The 20,362-nt window shown below is 57.9% G+C and carries 22 protein-coding genes; 8 read left to right on the top strand and 14 right to left on the bottom strand.

Annotation, left to right across the window (positions count from 1 at the left end):
* Positions 1-28: 28 nt before the first annotated feature.
* The gene (locus JQR86_RS19160) at positions 29-673 is read right to left on the bottom strand and encodes an HAD family hydrolase (RefSeq protein ID WP_434154092.1); all 645 of its coding nucleotides are present in this window, start codon (positions 671-673) and stop codon (positions 29-31) included.
* 97 nt (positions 674-770) lie between these two features.
* On the opposite strand from JQR86_RS19160, the gene JQR86_RS19155 reads away from it, so the two are divergent.
* The 4 genes from JQR86_RS19155 to JQR86_RS19140 all read left to right on the top strand — a co-directional run bounded on the left by JQR86_RS19155 (position 771) and on the right by JQR86_RS19140 (position 2,858).
* Entirely contained in the window at positions 771-1,529 is a 759-nt protein-coding gene (locus JQR86_RS19155) for an SDR family oxidoreductase (protein ID WP_197872439.1), read from the top strand.
* Between the two features lie 108 nt (positions 1,530-1,637).
* On the top strand, positions 1,638-2,060 hold the full coding sequence (locus JQR86_RS19150; RefSeq protein ID WP_407362607.1) for a hypothetical protein: 423 nt from the start codon (positions 1,638-1,640) through the stop codon (positions 2,058-2,060).
* A 28-nt stretch (positions 2,061-2,088) separates the two neighbouring features.
* Complete coding sequence (locus JQR86_RS19145; protein WP_407362608.1) at positions 2,089-2,292, top strand: WGR domain-containing protein; 204 nt, start codon at positions 2,089-2,091, stop codon at positions 2,290-2,292.
* 23 nt (positions 2,293-2,315) lie between these two features.
* Positions 2,316-2,858, top strand: a complete 543-nt coding sequence (locus JQR86_RS19140; protein ID WP_434154091.1) for a DUF6630 family protein — start codon at positions 2,316-2,318, stop codon at positions 2,856-2,858.
* Between the two features lie 201 nt (positions 2,859-3,059).
* Here JQR86_RS19140 and JQR86_RS19135 read toward each other — a convergent pair whose 3' ends face one another.
* Positions 3,060-4,427, bottom strand: a complete 1,368-nt coding sequence (locus JQR86_RS19135; protein WP_434154090.1) for a glutamine synthetase family protein — start codon at positions 4,425-4,427, stop codon at positions 3,060-3,062.
* A gap of 22 nt (positions 4,428-4,449) precedes the next feature.
* Positions 4,450-5,841: an aspartate aminotransferase family protein gene (locus JQR86_RS19130; RefSeq protein ID WP_434154089.1), complete on the bottom strand. Its 1,392-nt coding sequence runs from the start codon at positions 5,839-5,841 to the stop codon at positions 4,450-4,452.
* A gap of 173 nt (positions 5,842-6,014) precedes the next feature.
* Between JQR86_RS19130 and JQR86_RS19125 the strand changes: the two genes are divergently transcribed.
* Positions 6,015-6,638 (top strand): glutathione S-transferase family protein, encoded by a 624-nt coding sequence (locus JQR86_RS19125; protein WP_404626852.1) that lies wholly within the window; start codon positions 6,015-6,017, stop codon positions 6,636-6,638.
* 8 nt (positions 6,639-6,646) lie between these two features.
* Here JQR86_RS19125 and JQR86_RS19120 read toward each other — a convergent pair whose 3' ends face one another.
* Both JQR86_RS19120 and JQR86_RS19115 read right to left on the bottom strand, forming a co-directional pair.
* Positions 6,647-8,305 (bottom strand): diguanylate cyclase domain-containing protein, encoded by a 1,659-nt coding sequence (locus JQR86_RS19120; RefSeq protein WP_434154088.1) that lies wholly within the window; start codon positions 8,303-8,305, stop codon positions 6,647-6,649.
* Between the two features lie 241 nt (positions 8,306-8,546).
* Positions 8,547-9,029: a GNAT family N-acetyltransferase gene (locus tag JQR86_RS19115; protein WP_150348347.1), complete on the bottom strand. Its 483-nt coding sequence runs from the start codon at positions 9,027-9,029 to the stop codon at positions 8,547-8,549.
* Positions 9,030-9,247: 218 nt separating this feature from the next.
* Here JQR86_RS19115 and JQR86_RS19110 point away from each other — a divergent pair, with 218 nt between their 5' ends.
* Genes JQR86_RS19110 through JQR86_RS19100 form a run of 3 tightly spaced genes read left to right on the top strand, consistent with a single transcriptional unit; the run spans position 9,248 to position 12,606 of the window.
* Positions 9,248-10,618, top strand: a complete 1,371-nt coding sequence (locus JQR86_RS19110) for an aspartate aminotransferase family protein (protein WP_312271225.1) — start codon at positions 9,248-9,250, stop codon at positions 10,616-10,618.
* A 4-nt stretch (positions 10,619-10,622) separates the two neighbouring features.
* Entirely contained in the window at positions 10,623-11,735 is a 1,113-nt protein-coding gene (locus JQR86_RS19105) for a GNAT family N-acetyltransferase (RefSeq protein WP_434154087.1), read from the top strand.
* Positions 11,707-12,606, top strand: a complete 900-nt coding sequence (locus JQR86_RS19100) for an arginase family protein (RefSeq protein WP_434154086.1) — start codon at positions 11,707-11,709, stop codon at positions 12,604-12,606. Before JQR86_RS19105 ends, JQR86_RS19100 begins: the two co-directional genes overlap by 29 nt.
* On the opposite strand, the gene JQR86_RS19095 is transcribed toward JQR86_RS19100, so the two are convergent.
* The 9 genes from JQR86_RS19095 to JQR86_RS19055 are packed head-to-tail and all read right to left on the bottom strand — an operon-like array spanning position 12,579 to position 20,331.
* Positions 12,579-13,829: a DegT/DnrJ/EryC1/StrS family aminotransferase gene (locus JQR86_RS19095; RefSeq protein ID WP_434154085.1), complete on the bottom strand. Its 1,251-nt coding sequence runs from the start codon at positions 13,827-13,829 to the stop codon at positions 12,579-12,581. The two genes, JQR86_RS19100 and JQR86_RS19095, sit on opposite strands and share 28 nt — an antisense overlap.
* On the bottom strand, positions 13,810-14,193 hold the full coding sequence (locus tag JQR86_RS19090) for a DMT family transporter (protein ID WP_010796411.1): 384 nt from the start codon (positions 14,191-14,193) through the stop codon (positions 13,810-13,812). The genes JQR86_RS19095 and JQR86_RS19090 overlap by 20 nt, the downstream gene beginning before the upstream one ends.
* Complete coding sequence (locus tag JQR86_RS19085; protein WP_286787297.1) at positions 14,190-14,564, bottom strand: EamA family transporter; 375 nt, start codon at positions 14,562-14,564, stop codon at positions 14,190-14,192. Before JQR86_RS19085 ends, JQR86_RS19090 begins: the two co-directional genes overlap by 4 nt.
* Positions 14,561-15,409: an alpha/beta hydrolase gene (locus tag JQR86_RS19080; RefSeq protein WP_434154084.1), complete on the bottom strand. Its 849-nt coding sequence runs from the start codon at positions 15,407-15,409 to the stop codon at positions 14,561-14,563. Before JQR86_RS19080 ends, JQR86_RS19085 begins: the two co-directional genes overlap by 4 nt.
* Positions 15,406-16,155, bottom strand: a complete 750-nt coding sequence (locus JQR86_RS19075; RefSeq protein WP_083397800.1) for an MtnX-like HAD-IB family phosphatase — start codon at positions 16,153-16,155, stop codon at positions 15,406-15,408. Before JQR86_RS19075 ends, JQR86_RS19080 begins: the two co-directional genes overlap by 4 nt.
* Positions 16,148-17,053: an efflux RND transporter periplasmic adaptor subunit gene (locus tag JQR86_RS19070; protein WP_434154083.1), complete on the bottom strand. Its 906-nt coding sequence runs from the start codon at positions 17,051-17,053 to the stop codon at positions 16,148-16,150. Before JQR86_RS19070 ends, JQR86_RS19075 begins: the two co-directional genes overlap by 8 nt.
* Entirely contained in the window at positions 17,053-17,793 is a 741-nt protein-coding gene (locus tag JQR86_RS19065) for an ABC transporter ATP-binding protein (protein ID WP_010796416.1), read from the bottom strand. The genes JQR86_RS19070 and JQR86_RS19065 overlap by 1 nt, the downstream gene beginning before the upstream one ends.
* A gap of 4 nt (positions 17,794-17,797) precedes the next feature.
* Complete coding sequence (locus tag JQR86_RS19060) at positions 17,798-18,934, bottom strand: ABC transporter permease (RefSeq protein ID WP_122041162.1); 1,137 nt, start codon at positions 18,932-18,934, stop codon at positions 17,798-17,800.
* Entirely contained in the window at positions 18,931-20,331 is a 1,401-nt protein-coding gene (locus JQR86_RS19055; protein ID WP_434154082.1) for an efflux transporter outer membrane subunit, read from the bottom strand. Before JQR86_RS19055 ends, JQR86_RS19060 begins: the two co-directional genes overlap by 4 nt.
* Between the last annotated feature and the right edge of the window lie 31 nt (positions 20,332-20,362).

Raw genomic sequence — 20,362 nt, 5'->3', positions numbered from 1 at the left:
TATCGCGCAGCTCAACCCATCCTGCTCATCACACCAGCGCTTCTTTCAACGCCTCCAGTGTCTCAAACACAAACCGCGGCCCTTCCGCTTCCAGCTCTGCACGGCCTCCATAACCGTAGCTCACACCGGCTGCATCTACACCATTGCGTCGAGCACCTATGAGGTCGTGTTTGCGGTCCCCAATCATCAGGCAAGTCTCGGGCTGCAGCTTTTCCGTCTCCAGCACATGTTTGATCAGCTCGCCCTTATCCGTACGCGTGCCATCCAGCTCGCTGCCATAAATGGCCTTGAAATACCCCGTCAGCTCAAAGTGGCGCGCGATTTCATTAGCAAACACCCAAGGCTTGGACGTCACCACATACAGGCTGTACCCCTTCTCTTTGAGCACTGCCAACGTCTCGCGGATGCCTGGGTAGGGCGTGTTTTCATACAGGCCCTTCTCTTTAAAGCGCACCCGATAGTGCTCCACGGCTTGCCAGGCCTGGGCATCTTCGAATCCATAAGATGCCATAAAGGCGCTGTGCAGCGGCGGGCCGATAAAATGAGTGAGCGTGTCTGGATCCGGCTCATTGATACCCATCTGAGCCAGTGCATATTGGATGGACAGTGTGATGCCGAGCTTGGGATCGGTCAGTGTGCCGTCCAGATCGAACAGGAGATTGGCATAAGGCATAAAGTCTTCTCATCAAGGCTGTGGATAACAGAGCCTACCCTAACCGCGCGGGCTGGTTTAGGCTCAGGCCTTACCTAATAAGAAGAAGGATTCACGCATGAACGCAGCCGGTAAAGTCGCGCTTGTCACCGGGGCCTCCCAAGGAATCGGCAAGGCCGTTGCCCAGGCGCTATTGAATGATGGGTATCGCGTCGTAGTCGCTGCCCGTCGCGAAGCGCCGTTGCAGGCGTTTATGGAAGAAGCCAAGGCTGCAGGTCAGGAGGCCCTGGCCGTTGTGTGCGATGTGACGGACGAGCAAAGCGTAGACGCCCTGTTCGAGCGCATTAACGCAACTTATGGCCGGCTCGACGTCCTATTCAACAATGCGGGTATCGGTGCCCAGGCCGTACCTATTGATGAGCTGGACGTCAGTGCCTGGCGTGCTACGGTCGACACCAACCTGACCGGCGTCTTTCTGTGCAGCCGCGCCGCCTTCCGCCTCATGCGCCACCAGACACCCCGCGGCGGTCGGATCATCAATAATGGCTCCATCTCCGCCCACGCCCCACGGCCTTTCAGCGTAGCCTATACCGCGACCAAACATGCCATTACCGGCCTGACCAAATCCCTCTCCCTCGATGGCCGCGCTTATGACATCGCGTGCAGCCAGATCGACATCGGCAATGCCGCTACCGAAATGACCGAGCGCATGAGCACAGGCATCTTGCAAGCCAACGGCGAAAAAGCCATCGAGCCACGAATGGACGTGCAGCATGTAGCGGACGCCGTGCGTTATATGGCCGGTTTGCCGCTGGAGGCAAATGTGCAGTTTATGACGGTGATGGCAACGAAGATGCCGTATGTGGGACGGGGGTGAAATACCGTAAGTCAGCTAAAAATTAACGTTTGTTAGATAAATTTTCTTATGAAAGTAGCCATACGTTTTAATGGTATAGAGTTTTAACGTTTACAAGGGGAAATTTAAATGAAAAGGATTTTTTTAGTTTTTGCACTGGCTTTATTTAGTTGTGTTGCCTTTGCTGGTGAGCAACCTGACGCTACAGAAGATTTTGCAAATTTAATTGCGCAAAAAAAATATAATGAAGCGATTGATCTAAGCTTAGGTAGTAGTAGATGGGCTGGTGAGAAAAAAGAAGGCCTGCAAGATTTCAAAAACAAGTTAGTTAATCAGATTGAGTTCGTAGGTAGCTATAAATATCACGAGTTAATTGAAACTCAGAGGGTAGGTGAAAGATTCAAGAGGGTTTCCTATTTGATTGGTTTTGAAAGGCAGCCTATAGCCTTTATTTTTACTTTATATAAGCCGGATAAGGAGTGGGTTGTTAACGATATTTCTTTTAATACAGATTTTAATTTTAACAATGGGCATTTAATATTGGGTCGATGATTCGCTAGTGGTAATTATTGAGTTTGTCATGATTGGAATAATTAATTCTTTAGAAATAAATATATGTAAACATTATCTTGAATTATCTGATGATTCCACAGGAAAACACAAGTTTTATGAGCTTGAGTTGGATTTAGATAGTTTTCTTAAAAGTATAAGGTATGGACGCATTGGAACAAATGGCCAGTCTCAAAAAATTAGCTTTAAAACAGCTGAAGAAGCTAAAAAATAATTGAGAAGAAATTAAGCGAAAAGTTGGGGAAGGGTTATCAACCAGCTGAGCCAGGTAAAGCTGAGAAGCGTGAGCCTCGTTATCTTAAAGCACTTCGAGACGTAAAAAGCTTATACAGGCTAATTTCTATTGATGATGAGGTTTTAGCAGAAGAGTGCTATCAGTTTTTCAAGTCCTCTCTACATGACGAAGATGTAAAAGAAGAGTTTGAGGGCGATTTTGAATCGCTGCTCAATTATTGCATAGTCCTTGGGGCGGAATACAGTTTATTGTACAAGGTCGATTGGAAAGATACTGAAACCATAGTGAGTATGTTTGATGCAATCATTGAAAATCTAGGCTGTAATTTTGAGCTTAATTGGCCGGATAAGGGGAGCATAGAGGAAAACTCCGTCTCAATGCTGATAGGTATAGCCAATAACCAGCTAAAGTATCATGGGTTGCAGGTATGGTCTTGGGATACGGATGAAGATAGCTATCAAGGTTGGATATCAAAAATAGAAGACTCTCAGGCAATGTTTAAAGTGGCAAATGATTTAAATTTAAGTATTTCTTGCTCTCCATAATTTAGTTTGAAATTTTAATATTTGTGGTTTTTGAAAAATTGAAATAATAATAAACCCTTGTGCTCATCGTTGCGGGTGGAGAAAAAGTTTAAAAAATTAGTTATTTGTGTAAATCATTATTTGGAATTTTGTTAATTTCAAGGAGTTTGGCTAAAAAGTGATTCAATAGATGCGTTTCTCAAGCTGCTCTAGGTAGCCATATCAAGCATGCATCAAATACCACCGCCAATCCTGCTCCCCTACCTCCCCCATGAACTGGCGGTACTCGGCCCATTTAATGGCAAGATAGACCTTCAAGAACTCCTCACCTAAAACATCCTGTGCCCAAGTTGAAGTTTCCAGACTACGCAGCGCCGTGAGCCAATCGGTGGGCAGGGTTTCGCGGGCTTGTTGGTAGCCATTGCCGGTGATGGGCTCGCCGGGATCGATTTCTTCACGAATCCCTTTATGCATACCGGAGAGGATCGCGGCGGCGGCGAGGTACGGGTTGGCGTCGGCGCCGCAGATGCGGTGTTCGATATGGCGGCTGTGTGCCGGGCAGCCAGGAACACGGAAAGACACGGTGCGGTTGTTTACACCCCAGCTCTTGGCCAGCGGGGCGTAGCTGTTGGCCTGGAAACGACGGAACGAGTTGGCGTTGGGGCAGAAGATCGCCAAGGCGTCATTCAGCGTCGCCATCATGCCGCCAATACTGTGGCGCAGTAACGGCGTACCGTGTGGGTCTTCGCTGGCCATAAGGTTGTTACCGTTGGCATCGGCCAGGCTCACGTGCAAATGCAGGCCGCTGCCCGCCAGATCACCAAAAGGTTTGGCCATAAAGCAGGCCTGCAAGCCGTGCCGGTTGGCTACGCCACGGACCAGCCGCTTGTAACGTACGCCCTCATCTACCGCCTGCAGCGCATCGAAGCGGTGCTCCAGGGTCAGTTCAATCTGGGATGGAGCGTATTCGGAGATGGCTGTGCGTACCGGAAGCCCTTGCACCTGGCAGGCGGCGTACAGGTCATCCAGGAACGGCTGTAGCTGCTCCAGCTCATACACTCCGTATACCTGCGGGGCCTGTGGGCGGATGCCATTCATTTGCACGGCAGGCTGCGGGCGACCCTGGGCGTCGCGCTGCTTGTCCAACAGATAGAACTCAAGCTCCACCGCCATGACCGGGTGATAACCGTCCGCCTTGAGTCGATCCACGGCGCGCACCAGCACATGCCGAGGGTCTGCCGGAGCGGCAGGCAGGCCCTTCTCCGGGTGCATGCTGACCTGCATCTGCCCGGTGGGCACGGTGCGCCAGGGTTGCAGCGTCAGGCTGCCGGGCAGTGGGTATGTCCAACAGTCGGCATCCGCCACGTCCCAGACGAGCCCGGTCTCGTCAACGTCCTCCCCCTGGATGGTCAGCGCCAGGATAGAGCTGGGCAGCGGGCGACCATTTTCATAAATGGCCAGTAGTTCGTCGCGATGCAGGAGCTTGCCGCGTGGGACACCGTTGGCGTCGATCAATATCAGCTCGATGCTACGCACGTCAGGGTGCTGGGCAAGAAAATCGCGGGCTTCCTGGGGATCGGCAAAGGTCATGATCAGGGCTCTTGTTGTTGGGTTATTCGCGGGCGTTGGGCAGGGCCAGCAGATCGATCAGGGCATTATCCAGCGTGGCGATGAGACGATCCACGTCTGCCTCGGTGGTGTCGGGGCAGCACAACGTCATGTTGTGAAACGGCGTGATCAGGATGCCGCGATTGATCAGATACAGGTGCAGCGCCATCTGTAATTCATCATGAAAGGCTGCCTCGGCTTCGGCACCTGTCTTGGGCGGGACTGGGCAGAACTGAAACTCGCACCGTGCGCCCAGCTCGGTCACAGACCACTTCAAGTCATGTCCGGCGATCAACCGGCGGAAGCCATCAGCGAGGCGCTTGGCTAGCGGCAGCATGTGGGCATAGGCAGCGGGTGTCATCACCTGCTCCAGGTTGGCGCGCATGCAGTGCATGGCCAGGGCGTTGGCGGAAAGTGTGGTGCCCATGCCGCTGTGGCCGTGTCCGTGGCTATGTGCCTGCGCCTGTTCGCGCGCTGTGTGCATGCGTTCGGCCATTTCCGCACTGCAACCAAACACGCCGCAGGGTACGCCGCCAGCGATGGGTTTGCCCATCACAAAAAAATCTGGCTCAAGGTTCCACAGGCGGGTGCAGCCGCCAACGTCGGTGGAGATGGTATGGGTTTCGTCGATGATCAGCAGCGCGCCATACTGGCGGGTCAGCTCTCGACACTGTTGTAGAAAGCCCGCCTCTGGTAGGACCATGCCAATATTAGTCATGGCGGGCTCGCATAACAGCGCGCAGACATCCCCTTCGGCCAGGGCCGCTTCCAGGGCTGCCACATCGTTGAAGGGAATAGCGCGGCTGTATTCGGTCAGGTCATACGCTTGGCCAATCAGGCCGGAACGAGGCACCGTCCGACCGTTGCGGTGGCGCACCATCACATCGTCCACCGTGCCATGGTAGCAGCCATCGAATACCAGAAGCGTCTTGCGCCCGGTTACGGCACGCGCCCAGCGCAGCACGTAGCGATTGGCATCGGTTGCCGTGGCGGTGACCTGCCAATACGGCAAGCCGAAGCGTTCGGCCAGCAACTCGCCGCACACGACCGCATCCTTGCCCGGTAACATGGTGGTAAGGCCGTTGGGCGCCTGTTCGACCAATGCCTTGGCAATGGGGTCCGGTGAGTGACCAAACATGGTGCCGGTATCGCCCAGGCAGAAGTCGATGTATTGATGGCCATCCACGTCGTAAAAACGTGCGCCCCTGGCGCGTTCGACGAACAGGGGCACCGGTGTCGACCAGTCGGCCATCCAGTGCATGGGAACGCCTCCGTAAAGCGACTTTCGGGCGCGTTCGGCCAGTGCCACGGAATTCGGATTGTTGGCGAGAAAACGCTCGCGCTCTTGAGCGGTAAAGGTTTCTACAGCAGATGGGTGGATGCCACTGGCGGTCATGCCGATCACCTCGCTTGGACGTCTCCTCATGCTATGAGTAACCGCGTAAAACGCAAGGTGTTGGCGAGAGGCCGTTTTCTATTAGAAGGGCCTTACAACGTGTTCATGTCCCGGACATTGTAAGATGACGTTTTTGCTGCCGTGCGGCCTGACTCCTGTATGAGGTTACAGCCTTGATTCTCTACGATCTGGAACGATCCGGTAATTGCTACAAGATCCGTCTGCTACTGTCCGTGCTGGAGTTGAACTATCAGCGGGTCAAGGTCGATCTCAATGCCGGCGAGAACCGGCAACCGGAGTTTCTGGCCATCAACCCTCGGGGGCAGATTCCGGTTCTGGTGGATGACAGCGTGACGCTCTGGGATTCCACCTCGATCCTGGTGTATCTGGCTCGCCAGTACGGGCGTGGCTTGTGGCTGCCTACCGATCCCGTGACCATGGCCAAGGTGATGCAGTGGCTGGCCTTCGAACAGAACGAAGGTCGCTATGGACTAGGCCGTGCCCGGTCGATCAGTCTTAACAACACGTCGGTCTTTGCGCGTACAGGCAACCTGACGGATTGTCAGGCCTTGGGTCTGGCTGGACTAGAGGTTCTGGAGAAACAGCTGACTGGCGAAGAGTGGCTGGTGCCGGAGGCCGGCGGCCCGACGATTGCCGATATCGCCTGCTACCCATACACCGCCATGGCGCCGGAAGGCGGCATTGACCTTGCCCCCTTTGTAGCCGTTCAGAAATGGCTACGTCGTGTGCAGGCGTTGAAGGGTTATGTAGAGCTGCCAACGGCTACCCCTGCCTGAGCTTGATCTTAGGAAAGGTCCTGCTCAGTCGGGGCCTTAAGGGCCGACGCTTTTATGAGCGCTGTGTCCTGGGTGATTTGGGTGGCAGCTGACTCATGGAAGTGAGCCCGGCCTTTACCGGCGCGCTTGGCGCTATACAGCGCTTGGTCAGCCAAGGTTATAGCCTCTTCGATGTCCATCGCATCCTGTGGCCACAGGGCTACGCCTATGCTGCACCCTACCTTGATTTTTTCGTTGGCCAAGAAGAAAGGGTTATCAAGGGAACGGATGATACGCAGGGCAATGGCATCGATAACCTCTTTCGTATCGGTGATAGCGAACGGTACAAGCATCAGAAATTCGTCACCGCCTAGCCGTACAACTAGATCATTCTCTCGAAAACATGTGAGCAATCGTTGTGCAACGCCTTGCAGAAGCAGGTCTCCCGTACCATGGCCGAAACGGTCATTGACGGGCTTGAACCCATCAAGGTCCAGGCATAGCAAAGCAAGGCTACCGCCCTGCTGTTGGATATGTTGTTGAACCTGCGGTAGATAGCGTTCAAGCGCAGCTCTATTGGCTAAACCAGTCAATGTGTCCTGGTAGGCAATGCTTTCCATTGCATCCAGTTGGTCTCCCTGATGGCTCAGGCTCTGAACGAGTTGGCGAATGGCCTGGCTCAAGCTGTGCACTTCGACAGTTCCCTTCAATTCGGGAATCTCAACGTTTTCACCGGCTGAGAGACGCTTGGCGGCCGTTACGATTTGATTGAGCGGTTTGGTAATGAACCCCGCCAGCAGCCAGCCGATGACGGCAAATATCACAGCCAGCACAATGCCCCCTGTGAGTATTTCTGTCTGTAGTTCATGGGCAGAGGCATATGCAGCGTCCAGTGGTTGGCGTGCTACAACAGTCCAGCCCAGGCCGGGATAGTCACCGTGCCCATCACTCATTGCGAAGCCGGTAAGGTAAACCTGTCCATCCGGCCAACGTTGAAGCGACCAAGACTGTTGCTCAATAGCGTCCCATTTGAAGTTCAGCTGTTGGCCAATCATCTCCTTCGGGCCTAAGAGGATGGTGTGGTCTTTGCTGACCACCATGAACTCAAGCCCTGGCAAGCGTTGCTGAATGGGCTTGAGCAAAGACTGCCTCACCTCATCAGCCCAGCCCCAGGAGAGATGCGACGCCAATACCCCAATCAATTTTCCATTGTCGTCCTTGATGGGCAGGCTTATATCCACAAATTTCATTGCCTCACCAGTAGGGTTAGGCAAAAGTTTGGCCAGCAGTACAGCTTCGTGCACGTCTCCTATAAAAGGCTCTTGCAGCGCGTTCAAGTAAACCGGACGCTTGGCGATGCTGGCGCCTTCCAGAATACCGTCATTGGATGCCATGACGTTTCCTTGGGCATCTGTGAGCCCAATCCAGGCAATGCTGGGGAACTGCTCCTGCAAGTGATTAAGTAGCCGCTTCGCCTCTTTGTTGTGACTAGGATCGCGCAGTGCCTGGAGCTGGCTCAATACAGTCAGCTCTCGGGCGCGGCCATCCATGTCCCGGTCGAGATGATCGACCATGTCGAGCGCCGATTCGGCCAGTTCGCGTCCGATCTGATCCCTCAAGCGGTTGACCGAGGCGGTTCCGATGAGCGCGCCAAAGATCCAGCTTAGAGAAATAATGAGAAGCGCCACAATTAACGCGAATCGAGTACGTAAACTGGAGAAAATGAGCATTTGTTCAGGACTGCATGTGCAAGAGCAACAAGAAGCGCTGCGGCTTGTTAAGGGGAGGAAGTGTGAGACTTATCGGCCATTAGTGGCAAAGCTGTAGGCCATCAAAAAAGTGCTGGAGGCCTACAATTATCTGGTATGAAGCGAAACGGCCAATAGACGTTAACCGTTTCGTGGGCGGTTCGCTTAGGCAGACTAACTGTTACAACGCGCGGAACATCACGTAGCAGTCCACAAGCCCCTGGGTGCGGTGGCGGTAGGCCTTGGGCAGCGTGCCGACGATCTCAAAGCCATGCTTTTTCCACAGCGCAACCGCCACCTGATTGGTGGAGACCACCGAGTTGAACTGCATCGCCAGAAAGCCCAGCTCGCGGCCTGTTTCCAGCGAATGGGCGCACAAGGCACTGGCAACGCCCTGCCCACGTGCAGCTTCGGCAGTCATATAGCCGCAGTTGCACACATGGCTGCCTGGCCCGGCGGCATTAGGCTTGATGTAATAAGTACCCAGAATCTGCCCGTCTCGCTCAGCGACAAAGGTGGCCTTGGGCAGCTCAACCCAGAGCTTCCAGGCGGCGTCACGGTCCATGGCCGGATCAAGCGCATAGGTTTCCTGGCTTTGGACGACTGCCTGGATGATCGGCCAGACCTGATCGAAGTCAGCGGCGGTAATGGGACGAATATTCATAAGAGTACTCCTGCGTTCGTTCTGGCTTTGATAATGCCAGCTCACGCCTGAAAACGTTACGTTTGTCGCTTCGCGAAACGTTCTGTTTCATCTCCACACTTTGCACACAATCCCTCGACAGGCCAGCAAGGTTGCCTTTGCACAATGCAGGGCAGTTGTCATCGCGCGTCTGCTGTAGACCACGGTGATCCTCACCCAATCGCAGTCTGGAGCAATCCATGAACAACGAAGCCTTGCTGGCTGACGAAGCCAAATACTGTTCTTTTGGCGACACCGTCCACTACGTTAATCCGCCCAAGATTTTTACTGGCTGCGAAGGCAGCTACATGTATGACGCCGAGGGCACACCCTACCTCGACCTGCAGATGTGGTACTCGGCCGTCAACTTCGGCTACAAGAATCCGCGTCTCGACGCCGTGATGCGCAAGCAGCTGGATGTCCTGCCCCAGGTTGCCAGCCAGTATCTACACCCCACCAAGATCGAGTTGGCCAAGACCATCGCTCAGGACGCCGAGCGCAAGTTTGGTTTGCCGGGCCGCGTGCATTTCAACGTTGGCGGTTCGCAGTCCGTTGAGGATTCGCTCAAGATCGTCCGTAACGCTACCGGCGGCAAGAGCCTGATGTTTGCCTTCGAAGGCGGCTACCATGGCCGTACGCTGGGCGCATCGAGCATTACCTCCAGCTACCGCTACCGTCGCCGTTACGGCCACTTTGGCGAGCGCGCCAACTTCGTGCCGTTCCCCTATCCCTTCCGCCGCCCGAAAGGCATGACGGCCGAAGAGTACGGCGAGCACCTGGTGAAGGACTTTGCCCGTAAGTTCGAGAACGAATACCACGCAGTGTGGGATCCCAAGGCCAAGGAGTCGGAATATGCGGCCTTCTACGTCGAGGCTATCCAGGGCACCGGTGGCTATATCGTTCCACCGAAAAACTACTACACCGGCCTGAAAAAGGTCTTGGACGACCACGGTATTCTGATGGTGGTCGACGAGATCCAGATGGGCTTCTACCGTACCGGCAAGCTGTGGTCGATTGAGCATTTCGGTGTGAAGCCGGACATCATCGTCTTCGGCAAGGCGCTCACCAACGGCATGAACCCGCTAGGTGGTGTGTGGGCCCGCGAAGAGCTGATCAACCCCGATGTATTCCCGCCGGGCTCCACGCACTCCACTTTCGCGTCCAACCCTTTGGGTACGGCGCTGGGCCTCGAAACCCTGCGCATGACCTCGGAAGTGGACTACGAGAAGCACGTGATGGATCGTGGTGCGTACTTCCTCGAAGGTCTGAAGGACCTGCAGAAGCGTCACAAGGAAATCGGTGATGTTGACGGTCTGGGTCTGGCCCTGCGCGCCGAGATCTGCACCGAGGATGGCTTTACCCCGAACCGCGAGCTGCTAGACAAGATGGTCGACATCGGTCTGGCTGGCGATCTGGAATACAAGGGTAAGAAGACCGGTCTGGTGCTGGACGTGGGCGGCTACTACAAGAACGTCATCACGTTTGCACCGTCGCTGGAAATCTCCTTCGCCGAGATCGATCAGGCGATGGTACTGCTTGACCAGTTGATCACTCGCGCCAAGCAGGCCTGACGCGGTGGGGCTCGAACAAAGGCCCGGCTCTGCCGGGCCGCTGTACGGCAATCAGCTCGAGCCTGGGGCGCTGATCGATAAGTTCAGCGCCCATCCGCCCGAAGGGTTTCAGGTGCTGCGCCTGCCCCAGGCAACACCGGGCTTCGAGGCGGAGTTCGATCTGCTGACTACAGTAGACGGATCGCTCAAGCGCAGGATTGAATCACTTCCCCTTTATCGCCATTGGTCCAAATGGCTGCGTATCCGTACGGCCTTCATCGGCACGACGGTTTCCGAATATGCCCTCTTCCCGGCAGCCTGGTCGGCCCGCTCGCTGGTCAAGCGTCTGCGTAAGGCGCTGGGGTGGTGCTATCCGATGATGATCATCAAGGATATTCCCCAACACTCCCCCCTGCTGGACGACTCGGCCAACCTGTATGCGGAGCGGCTGCTTGAGGCCTGCAAGGCAGAGAGTTTCGTTCTGGTTGAAGGTCAGGCGCTGGCCTATGTACCCATCGATTTCGCCTCTGTGGAGGAATACCTGGGCCGTCTTTCGTCGAGCCGCCGCAAGGATATTCGCCGTAAATGGCGCAAGCGCGAGGCGTTGACGATTCGTGAGGTGCCGACAGGCGATGCGCAGTTCCTGTGTGACGAGCTGATCGACGAGTATTACCGGCTATACCTGAATGTGTACGACCAGAGCGAGATTCACTTCGATCGTCTGTCTCGAGGGTTTTTCGAGCAGATGCTGCGAGATGCAGGCAGCGGTGGAATGGTATTCGAGTATCGCCATGAAGATCGTCTGATCGGCTATAACGTGTGCTTCGTGCATGACGGCAAGCTGATCGACAAGTACATCGGGCTGCAATATCCCGAAGCCCGATCGTTCAACCTGTACTTCATCAGTTGGCTCATCAATCTGGACTATGCCCTCAGCCACGGCCTGACCCATTACGTGGCCGGCTGGACAGACCCGGAAATCAAATCCTACCTGGGTGCTTCCTTTACTTTCACCTGTCACGCCGTCTATGTGCGCAACGCCCTGTTGCGTGGCCTGGCGCGACGCTTTTCCCGGTACTTTGAAAGTGACCGCCAATGGAGTGACAGCCGTGAACCAGCCTATCGTTCTGGATCTTGATGGCTCTATCGGTGCAGTAGACAACGCCCTGCGCCTGGACCTGCGTGACTGGCAGGCGCAGGTGCGGTTTGGCTGCCGCGTCTCGACTCTCGATGCCTTCGGTCGTGATGTGGTGGCCCGCCTACCCGTCAACCACGGCCCTGTACTAATGGGTAGTGGTGATTTTCATCATTTGAGCTGGCCGCTCATTGCCCGGCAGACGTCCCGTACACGGGGCGTTCGGGTCGTAGTGTTCGATAATCACCCGGACAACATGCGTTATCTGTTTGGTATCCATTGCGGTTCCTGGGTGCGTCGTGTCGCCCTGTTGCCGCAGGTCAGCCACGTTCATGTGGTGGGTATCACCTCGCCAGACATCGGCCGTGGGCATGCCTGGGAGAATTACCTGACGCCACTGCGCAGCGGTAAGCTGAGCTACTGGAGCCTGGGCGTAGACACGGGGTGGGCGCGTTGGCTGGGTGTGCAGTCGGCCTTTCGCAACTTTACCGATGCCGACACCCTGGCTGATACCCTGAGTGAGCTCCTGATTCGTGAGCAGCACCCCACGTACCTATCCATCGACAAGGATGTTTTCAGTCCTTCGGTCGTCCGCACCAACTGGGATCAGGGTGTCATGCTTGAGCATCATGTCATGCAGGCGATTGAGGCCTTGAAGGGGCAGCTCTTGGGCAGTGATATCACCGGTGATGTCTCGGTCTATCGGCACCCCAGCGCCTGGAAGCGCTGGCTAAGCGCCGGCGATGGCCAGACGCTGGAAATACCTGATTTGACCTTACAATCCTGGCAGGTGGAGCAGCATGTGCTCAATCAGCGTTTGGTTAGCCGGCTGAACACGGCGCAGGGCTATGAGCGCGTCATGCGCTCGGCGTGACAAGCCTCTTCAATCACCCCATAGACCACATCAAAATCAGCCTCGCTTAACCAGGGGCTATTACTGATAGCCAGGATTCGACCCGCCAGCCGGCGGGCTTCCTGGCATTCAACGGGCGACTTGTAGGTAAGCGTCGTGTTCAGATAGTGGTAATCCGGCAAGGCATGCACGAAGGGAATGCTCAGACCATAGCCATTTCCCCAGAGTGCTTCCAGTACCGAGTCACGGGCCTCGCGGCTGGGCATGAGCACTAATAAAACGGGCCAGCTCCCCTCGCCCTCATGACCTTCAAGGGGAACCAGCCCAGAAAGGGTGCGCAGGCGCTTGAGCCTGCATTCGGCCTGCATGCGCTGTTGTGTGAGGAAGTCGGGAAGGCGCTTCAGGGCGCGAACCCCAACGGCCTGCCGCCAAGACCCAACCTGATGCAACGTAATGGGCAGAGAAAAATATTCATCGGCAGCGGCCACCCAATCCCCTTTCTTCAGCGCACGCCGCAGTGGCAGGCCGTAAGCGAGCCGCAGACCCGCAGGCCGATAGAGGGCGGCATAGCCCAATAGCTCAACACTGCGCTTGAATTCCAGCCAGGGTTTTGGCTGCGCCAGCGCCTGACTGGCATGACGCAAGGCCTGACGAATCGTCTCCTCGCGGGCGATAAGGGCGCCGCCTTCAAAAATCGTAAGCCCCTTGCCCACTGCCAGGCTGAAAAAGGCAATGTCGCTGCGTATGCCGATGCTATGACCACCGACACGGCTGCCCAAGCCCTGGGCGGCATCCTCGATCACCCAGGCGCCTACCGCCCGGGCGCATTCAAGCGCTGGGTCGATATCGCTGATCCGGCCGCACAGGTGGGTTGGGACGACGGCCAGGGTCTGCTCGTTGCACAAAGCCTCGAGCATTAATGGATCAAGGTCGAGGCTGTCCGGCTTGAGGTCACAGAGTTGCAGCTCAAGCCCACACTGGACAACCGCCAGCGCCACCAGCGGGCAGGTATAGGCCGGAACGATAACGGTCGTACGCGCAGGTGACAGCCTTTTCAGCGCTGTAAGCGCAATGACCATTGCCGCGGTGCCAGAGCTTTCCAGCTGAACATGCTCCACGCCTAGAAAACGCGCCAGGGCGGTGCTCAGGTTACGCTCGCCGCCGGGCAGCAGGTCGCGCAACCGCAAGGGCAGGCCCGCTGTGGGCGGTGCGTCGAAGTAGGCTTTACGAGGAAGCGGCTTCACGGTGTTCACTCAGGGCCAGGCAAACGATGCCCAGGATGATCAAACCGGCAGCCAGCAGTTGTGGCCAGCCCAGATGCTCGTTGAACAGCCACACGGACAGCAGCATCACGGAGACGATCTCCAGGTGCGAGGCCGCAAAGGCCGGGCCGACCGGCACGTGCTTGAGCAGGGTCATCCAGCAGAAAAAGGCGCCGATGTAGCCTACGAACGCACCGTAGATCCATGGATGGCCGAATACCCGCCACAGCCACTCGGTGGTCATCGACAGGGGTTCGGCCTGCATGGCGGCGTATTTGAAGCTCAGCTGCGCCAGCGTATCGAACGCCATGAGTAGCAGAAAACCAATCAGGTAGAAACGCTTCATGCCTGTATCCCCACTACGGCAACGCCAATGGAAATGAGGCTGATGCCCAGCACCCGCAATGGCGTGAGCTTTTCAGCGAAGAAAAAGCGCCCCGCCAGCATGATGGCCACAATATTGATCGAGCCCAGCAGTACACCCTGGGACAGCGGCACCAACGACAGAAACGCCAGCCACACGACAAACTCCATCACGTAGCAGCCGATTCCCAGCCACAGCCACGGGCGACGGCTCATCTCTATCCAGTGCGCAATTCCGTCCTTGTCCGCCGACTCGGTCGCTGCAGCCTTGAACGCCAGCTGGCCGACACTGTCGATCACCACATTGGCGATCCACAGCACGATGACGAGCCCCGGAAAGGTTTCGGCCGTCATGCCGTGACCCTGTCCGCCACAGGCGATACTGCCTGCTCGCCCAGCGCGCTCTTGATGAACGCAACCGTTTCGGAGGCCACCTTGCGCCGCTCACGGTCCACTGTGATCATGTGATAGCTGTCTTCCAGCCAGACCGTTGTCACCGGTCCCTTGACCGAGCGCTCTACCAGTCGCGCGTTATAGTCGAGGCTGGCAATGTCGTCCTGGGTCGCGTGCATCACGAGACAGGGTGAGGCGATGTCGCCGAGCTGTTTGCGTACCTGGGTAGCCAGGGCATACATCTCTGCCACGGCCCACCAGGGATTGCCCGGCAAGCCTGCTGCGGCGCTGTCGCCGGAATTCATCTGGTCGACGATATAGGTGCGCAGCATTTCATCCTTGATGCCATAGGGCGGCTGCTCGATGAACATGGTCTTGCGACCGATGCCCAGCGCCTTGCAGATCGGAAGGATGAAGCAGAAACGGGTGTAGAACGGCATGCTCCAGCCGTCGTGGCGGAACATGGTCGCCAGCGCGGCTACGCCGGCAATCCGGTCCGGCTGATCGGCTGCCAGCTTGAGTGCCAGTAGCGCGCCCATAGACAGGCCCGCCACGAAGACATGATCGACCTGCTCGCGCAGCTTGTCCGCTGCAGCGCAAACACTGGCATACCAGTCCTGCCAGCGTGTTTCGACCAGATCATCGGCTGTGCCGCAGTGGCCGGCCAGTTGAACACCATAGACCGTGAAGCCAGCCTTGTTCAACCCGCGGCCGAACAGGCGCATTTCATTAGGGGTCCCGGTCAAGCCGTGGATCAGAAGGACGCCGGTGCGGCCGCCTTCCAGAAGAAATTCATGTTCAGTCATCGAGAGGGTTGCTCTTGAGGAACGAGCTCGTCCAGCCAGGACAGGGCGTCGTTGAAAGTGGAAATCGGGGCGAAGGGGTAGCCGCGCTGGCGGCAATGATCGATCAGCTTGTACTTGGCCAGCACAAAGTCGGCACGGCCCGAGACACAGAAGTCCGAAGTGCTGTCGCCAATGAATAACACGCGTTGCTGGCGCTGGTGCTGAAGGGCAAGCCGCTCGCACTTGCAGGTGCCGCTGTCGCGAAGGCAGTGCGGGCTGGCAAAGGGAGAGGCAAGTTCCCAGCTGCGCTCGCCGGTCTGGGTCAGGTAGTTGGCCTGCACGGGCAGCCCGCCCAGGCCGTGGCGACGCAGGATATAGCGGATCGCATAATCCAGCCCGTCACTGATGACTTGAATCAACAGGCCCCGCTCACCGGCCGCCTCAACGAAGGCCTGAAAGCCCGGATCGATGGCGATACCGTCAAGATGTGCGTGAAACTCTTCCTGCGACATGTCCAGCAGTGCCACCTGGCCCTGCATGCAGTCACGGGAGCCGATCCGACCGGCCTCCCAATCGTCTTCCAGCTCTTGCCAGCCGGGGCGGCCAAAGCGTTCGAGCAGGGAGTCGATCACATCGACCTGGCTGATGGTGCCGTCGAAATCGCACTGGATCATCCAGGGCTGCGAAGGGTTCGGCAAAACCTCGCGAACGACAGGCGTATAGGGCCTGAGCGATTCGTCGAGCACGGAGTGTGAAAGATTATTCATGGAAATTCACCCGTACATTCTGGCCGATACGAAGCGTCGGCGGCTGATCGAACGCGAGCAGGCAGTCGACCACTCGCACGTTGGGATGTCCCTGGCTGTCGTCGTCCAGGTGGCTGCTGCCAAAGAGATCGCCCAGGCGCGTGACGTGCGCCTTCAGGGGCGGCTGGCCGGGCTCGGCTTCCAGCACAACATCTGCCGTCATGCCCGGCTTCACACGATGCACAAAGCTTTCATTAAGCTCGGCGCGAATTTGCAGCGGGCGCTCCGGCAGAATTACCAGCAGCGGCCTGGCATCCTCTGGCGAAACGAGCGAACCCTGGGTGGCGTTGACGCGCACTACCGTCCCGGCCTGCGGTGCGTGCAATACGCGCTCGGCCAGTCGATCCTTGGCCAGCGCGACATGCTGGCGGGCAATCTCGACCCCTGCCTTGGCAACGGCCTGTGCCGACTCCAGCTGCTGAACCTGTTGCCGGGCCTCGGTTGCCTGTTGCGGGTCCACTGCACCCTGACGGGCGGCCTTCTGCAATTGCTGCGCGCGCTGGCGTGCTGGCGGCAGACGCTGCTCCGCCGCTTTCTGCCGGGCCTGCGCCTGCGCCAGCTCTGCTTCATAGGCCTTGAGTTCGGTACGGGCGCTTCGGTCGTCCAGCGCTACCAGTTCGGCGCCGCGCTGGACCGTGTCGCCTTCGGCCACGGTAAGGCGTGCAAGTCGGCCGGCCTGCAGGGATTTAAGCTCCAGCAGTCCATCCTGCACCTCTACCTTGCCCCTCGCCATGGCTACATATTTTGCGGCTTCGGTCGCAGCCGGTTTCGCCGGTCGCGGAGGTTTCTTGTCCGAGCAGCCTACGACCGACGCGATCATCAAGGCGGCCAGCAGAGTGTGGGTAATACGCATGTTCATCAGGCAAACTCCCTGCGGGCGTGGCTGCCCTGTTCGGAGGGTCGCCAGTCACGTTGAATCTGTCCGTCCTCCATCTCCAGTACCCGGTCGGCATGACGGATCAGGCGCGGATCGTGGCTGACGCACAACACGGTGGAGCCTTGCTCATGGGCGATGCGTTGCAGCATCCGGGCGACGTTTTGTCCGTTTTCGGCATCCAGGGCACTGGTAGGCTCATCGGCAAACAGCAGTTGGGGGCGCTTGGCCAAGGCGCGGGCAAGTGCCACACGCTGCCGCTCGCCGCCAGACAGCGAAGCCGGGCGCAGGTCGAGCCGGTGAGCCAGCCCCACTTCCTTGAGCACCTGCCGGGCGCGCTCCAGGGCGTCCTGGTTGGAAAAGCCCAGATAGCCCAGCGGCAATGCCACCTGCTCGGTAGCGGTCAGCGCCGGAAACAGATTGAAGCCCTGAAAGACAAAGCCGGTGTGCTTGAGACGAAAGCGCTCAAGGGCACGCTTGGCCAGTCCACCTAGCTTCTGGCCCAGAGCGCGGGTCTCACCTTCGTCCGGCGCCTGCAACCCACTGAGCAGCGACAGCAAGGTGCTCTTCCCACAGCCCGAAGGCCCTGAAATCAGGGTCAGCTCACCCGGATAGATGGAGACGGACAGCCGTTGCAATACGTGCAGGCGAACCATGCCCATGAGGAAGGATTTGCTGACCTCATCGGCTTCCAGGCTGGGAGCGGGACGCTTCACAGGAGTCATGTCATTACCTCAACAGCAGTGCAGGGTCAGCGCGCAGCAGGCCGCGCATGGCAATGAGCCCGGACACGAGCGCAAGGCCCAGGACCAGGGCAGCGCAAATCAACGCGATCGGGGTGTTCATGGCCACGGGGACGTCATGGCGGGCGGCGACGCTTAGCAGGACCGTGCTGGTAAGCCCGGTAACAAGCAAGCCGAGCCCGCCAACCCAGCAGGACTGTTCAAGCACCACCTGACACAGTGATCGGAAGCTGGCGCCCAAGGCGTTGAGCACCGCATATTCGCGGGCAGAGGCGGCTACCATGGCCATCAGCGACTGGCTGGTGATCACCCCGCCGACCAGGCAGACAATGCCTGCCATGAACAGTACGGCTACCCCCGCGCCGGTATCGAACATCCAGTAAAGCTGGGAGCGCCAGGCAAACTGCTTGGCTGTCCAGACCTCGAAGGGACCGAAAGATGGGTTGGCGACCAGGCGGGCCTGGGCCGCCTCGACATGGCTGGGCTTGCGCACCTTGGCAACGTAATAGGTCGGTCCGCTGCCAGGATTGTCATCCCCCTGCAGCAGGCGGGCTGTGTCCAGTGAGGCCAGCACGTTGACGCCACCCAGGCCGCGCAGACCGGCAATGGCCGCGACGACATGAACGCGATGGCCATTGATCCATGCGGATTGATCCAGGCTGACGCCCAGCTGATTCAGTTCCGAGCGGTCGACGATGACGGCGTTGGGCTCTTCCAGGCGATGGCGCAGTCCTGAGGAGAGCAGGCTGGAAAACATCATGCCCTGGCGGCCCGGATTGATCCCCGATACAAAGACCGAGACTCCACCGCTTTTCTCATGGGTGCCATGCCAGTCGCCTTCCACCCAGATATAGGGTTCTACATCGGTAACATCCGGGTCCATGCGCAGGCGCATTTCCACGTCAGGACTGATCGTCCGACCAAAGTTGACGCTCTGGGTACCTGGATAGCCCGCCCATAAATCGGCGGATGAGGACGAGACATACACCGCCGCGCTGCCAAAGATACCCAGCACCAGTGCAGCCTGCACCGTCAGCAGCACACCGGAAAAGCCAATGGCCAGAATGGCTGGCAGAAAGCGGCGCCACTCGTGGAACAGTGTCTTACGGGCCAGGGCAATCATGTGTGCTTCTCCCCGGCTCCGGCAGGAAGCGGTGCGCCGCCCAGCGCCTTATAGAGCGCCACGAATGCCAGGCTTCGACGAGCCTGGGCCGTGGTAAGTTGAAGCGAGGCCTGCAACTGGTCACGCTGGGCGTCTAGCTGCTCCCATTGGCTGGTCAGGCCTAGTTGAGTCAGGGTCAGGCCGTGTTGCGCCCGTTCGTCCAGTGCCGCTTCTGCCTGCTGCAGGTGCTCGACCCGCTCCTGCTCCTGGCCAAAGGCCGCCAGGGCCGCTTCGGTCTGGGCAACGCTATCGAGCAAGACCTGGCGGTAACCCTGCAAGGCGGCCTTCATAGCGTACTTCTGGGCTTTCTCTGCGGCTTTGCGCTGGCCCCAATTGAAGATAGGCAGGTCGATAATCGGACCTACCATGGGAACGCTGTTTGAGCGGACCTTTTCGTGCATTGTCATGTTGTAGGCATACAGATAGGAAGTGCCCAGCGCGACGTGAGGATAGAGATTGGCATGGGCCAGGCCCAGCTCACCGGCTGCCTGCAGGACGTCGGCTTCTGCCCTTTGGATATCGGGGCGCGTACGCAGGAGGTCACTGGGCACCTGCTGCACCGAGACCTGCTTGATGCGCGGCAGCGGCTGTACCGTATTCCAAGAGGCATCTGGTGAGGTCTGCCCCAGCAGGGCGGCCAGGGATTGCAGGGCTCGTGCCTGGACCTGGCGGGGTTGCGCCAGGCGTGCCAGGGTCTCGGCCTGTTGGGCCTGGAGTTGCAGGCGCTGATCGGGCGACGCCAGATGGCTGGGAATACGGATATCCAGCAGGGCCAGGGCCTTCTGATCCAGCGCCGCCAGGGCTTCAAGCGTCTGGATCTGTTGCTGGGCGGCGCGCAGTTCGAGGTACTGGCGCACCACTTCCGAAACTACAGTGACCTGGGCGGCCTGCTGCTCGGCTTTGGCCTGCTTTATCCTGGCTTTGGCCTGCTTTTCAGCACCTTCACGCGCGCCAAACAATCCCAGGTCCCAGACCGCGTCCAGGCTGATCTGGAAAAAGGTATCCGTGGCTGAGACTTCCTCGCTGCTGCGGGTTGCCAATGACAGTTGGGGCAGATAATCGGCGTCAGTCTGGCGTGTCAGCGCGCGGGCCTGCTTCAGACGGCTCGAGGCTTGGGCCAGCGTCAGGTTATCGGATACCGCACGTGCCAACAGCTTATCCAGTACGGGGTCGTTGAAGGACTTCCACCAGCCGTGCAGATCAACGGTCGGCGCTGCCGATGCAGGCTGGGCAACCTGTTGCTGCCACTGGCCCGGCAGCGTCTGGGGCAGCGCCGGTGCATCGATCTGCGAGCAACCCGCCAGCACCGTAAGTGCCAGGCTGCAGGTAGAGCAAAAACTGACCGGAAAGCGAACCATACGACAGCGAACCCTGGACAGCGAGTATCCA

Source organism: Pseudomonas sp. JZ134 (assembly GCF_051027695.1).
Lineage (GTDB): Bacteria > Pseudomonadota > Gammaproteobacteria > Pseudomonadales > Pseudomonadaceae > Chryseomonas > Chryseomonas luteola.
Note: the sequence above shows the minus strand (reverse complement) of the source record. Positions and strands in the feature narration are given on the sequence as shown.

What these genes read in the sequence shown, in the direction of transcription:
- JQR86_RS19160 (WP_434154092.1), bottom strand. Translation starts at nt 673, where the DNA reads ATGCCTTATGCCAATCTCCTGTTCGATCTGGACGGCACACTGACCGAT.
- JQR86_RS19155 (WP_197872439.1), top strand. Translation starts at nt 771, where the DNA reads ATGAACGCAGCCGGTAAAGTCGCGCTTGTCACCGGGGCCTCCCAAGGA.
- JQR86_RS19150 (WP_407362607.1), top strand. Translation starts at nt 1,638, where the DNA reads ATGAAAAGGATTTTTTTAGTTTTTGCACTGGCTTTATTTAGTTGTGTT.
- JQR86_RS19145 (WP_407362608.1), top strand. Translation starts at nt 2,089, where the DNA reads ATGATTGGAATAATTAATTCTTTAGAAATAAATATATGTAAACATTAT.
- JQR86_RS19135 (WP_434154090.1), bottom strand. Translation starts at nt 4,427, where the DNA reads ATGACCTTTGCCGATCCCCAGGAAGCCCGCGATTTTCTTGCCCAGCAC.
- JQR86_RS19130 (WP_434154089.1), bottom strand. Translation starts at nt 5,841, where the DNA reads ATGACCGCCAGTGGCATCCACCCATCTGCTGTAGAAACCTTTACCGCT.
- JQR86_RS19115 (WP_150348347.1), bottom strand. Translation starts at nt 9,029, where the DNA reads ATGAATATTCGTCCCATTACCGCCGCTGACTTCGATCAGGTCTGGCCG.
- JQR86_RS19110 (WP_312271225.1), top strand. Translation starts at nt 9,248, where the DNA reads ATGAACAACGAAGCCTTGCTGGCTGACGAAGCCAAATACTGTTCTTTT.
- JQR86_RS19090 (WP_010796411.1), bottom strand. Translation starts at nt 14,193, where the DNA reads ATGAAGCGTTTCTACCTGATTGGTTTTCTGCTACTCATGGCGTTCGAT.
- JQR86_RS19085 (WP_286787297.1), bottom strand. Translation starts at nt 14,564, where the DNA reads ATGACGGCCGAAACCTTTCCGGGGCTCGTCATCGTGCTGTGGATCGCC.
- JQR86_RS19080 (WP_434154084.1), bottom strand. Translation starts at nt 15,409, where the DNA reads ATGACTGAACATGAATTTCTTCTGGAAGGCGGCCGCACCGGCGTCCTT.
- JQR86_RS19075 (WP_083397800.1), bottom strand. Translation starts at nt 16,155, where the DNA reads ATGAATAATCTTTCACACTCCGTGCTCGACGAATCGCTCAGGCCCTAT.
- JQR86_RS19070 (WP_434154083.1), bottom strand. Translation starts at nt 17,053, where the DNA reads ATGAACATGCGTATTACCCACACTCTGCTGGCCGCCTTGATGATCGCG.
- JQR86_RS19065 (WP_010796416.1), bottom strand. Translation starts at nt 17,793, where the DNA reads ATGACTCCTGTGAAGCGTCCCGCTCCCAGCCTGGAAGCCGATGAGGTC.
- JQR86_RS19060 (WP_122041162.1), bottom strand. Translation starts at nt 18,934, where the DNA reads ATGATTGCCCTGGCCCGTAAGACACTGTTCCACGAGTGGCGCCGCTTT.
- JQR86_RS19055 (WP_434154082.1), bottom strand. Translation starts at nt 20,331, where the DNA reads ATGGTTCGCTTTCCGGTCAGTTTTTGCTCTACCTGCAGCCTGGCACTT.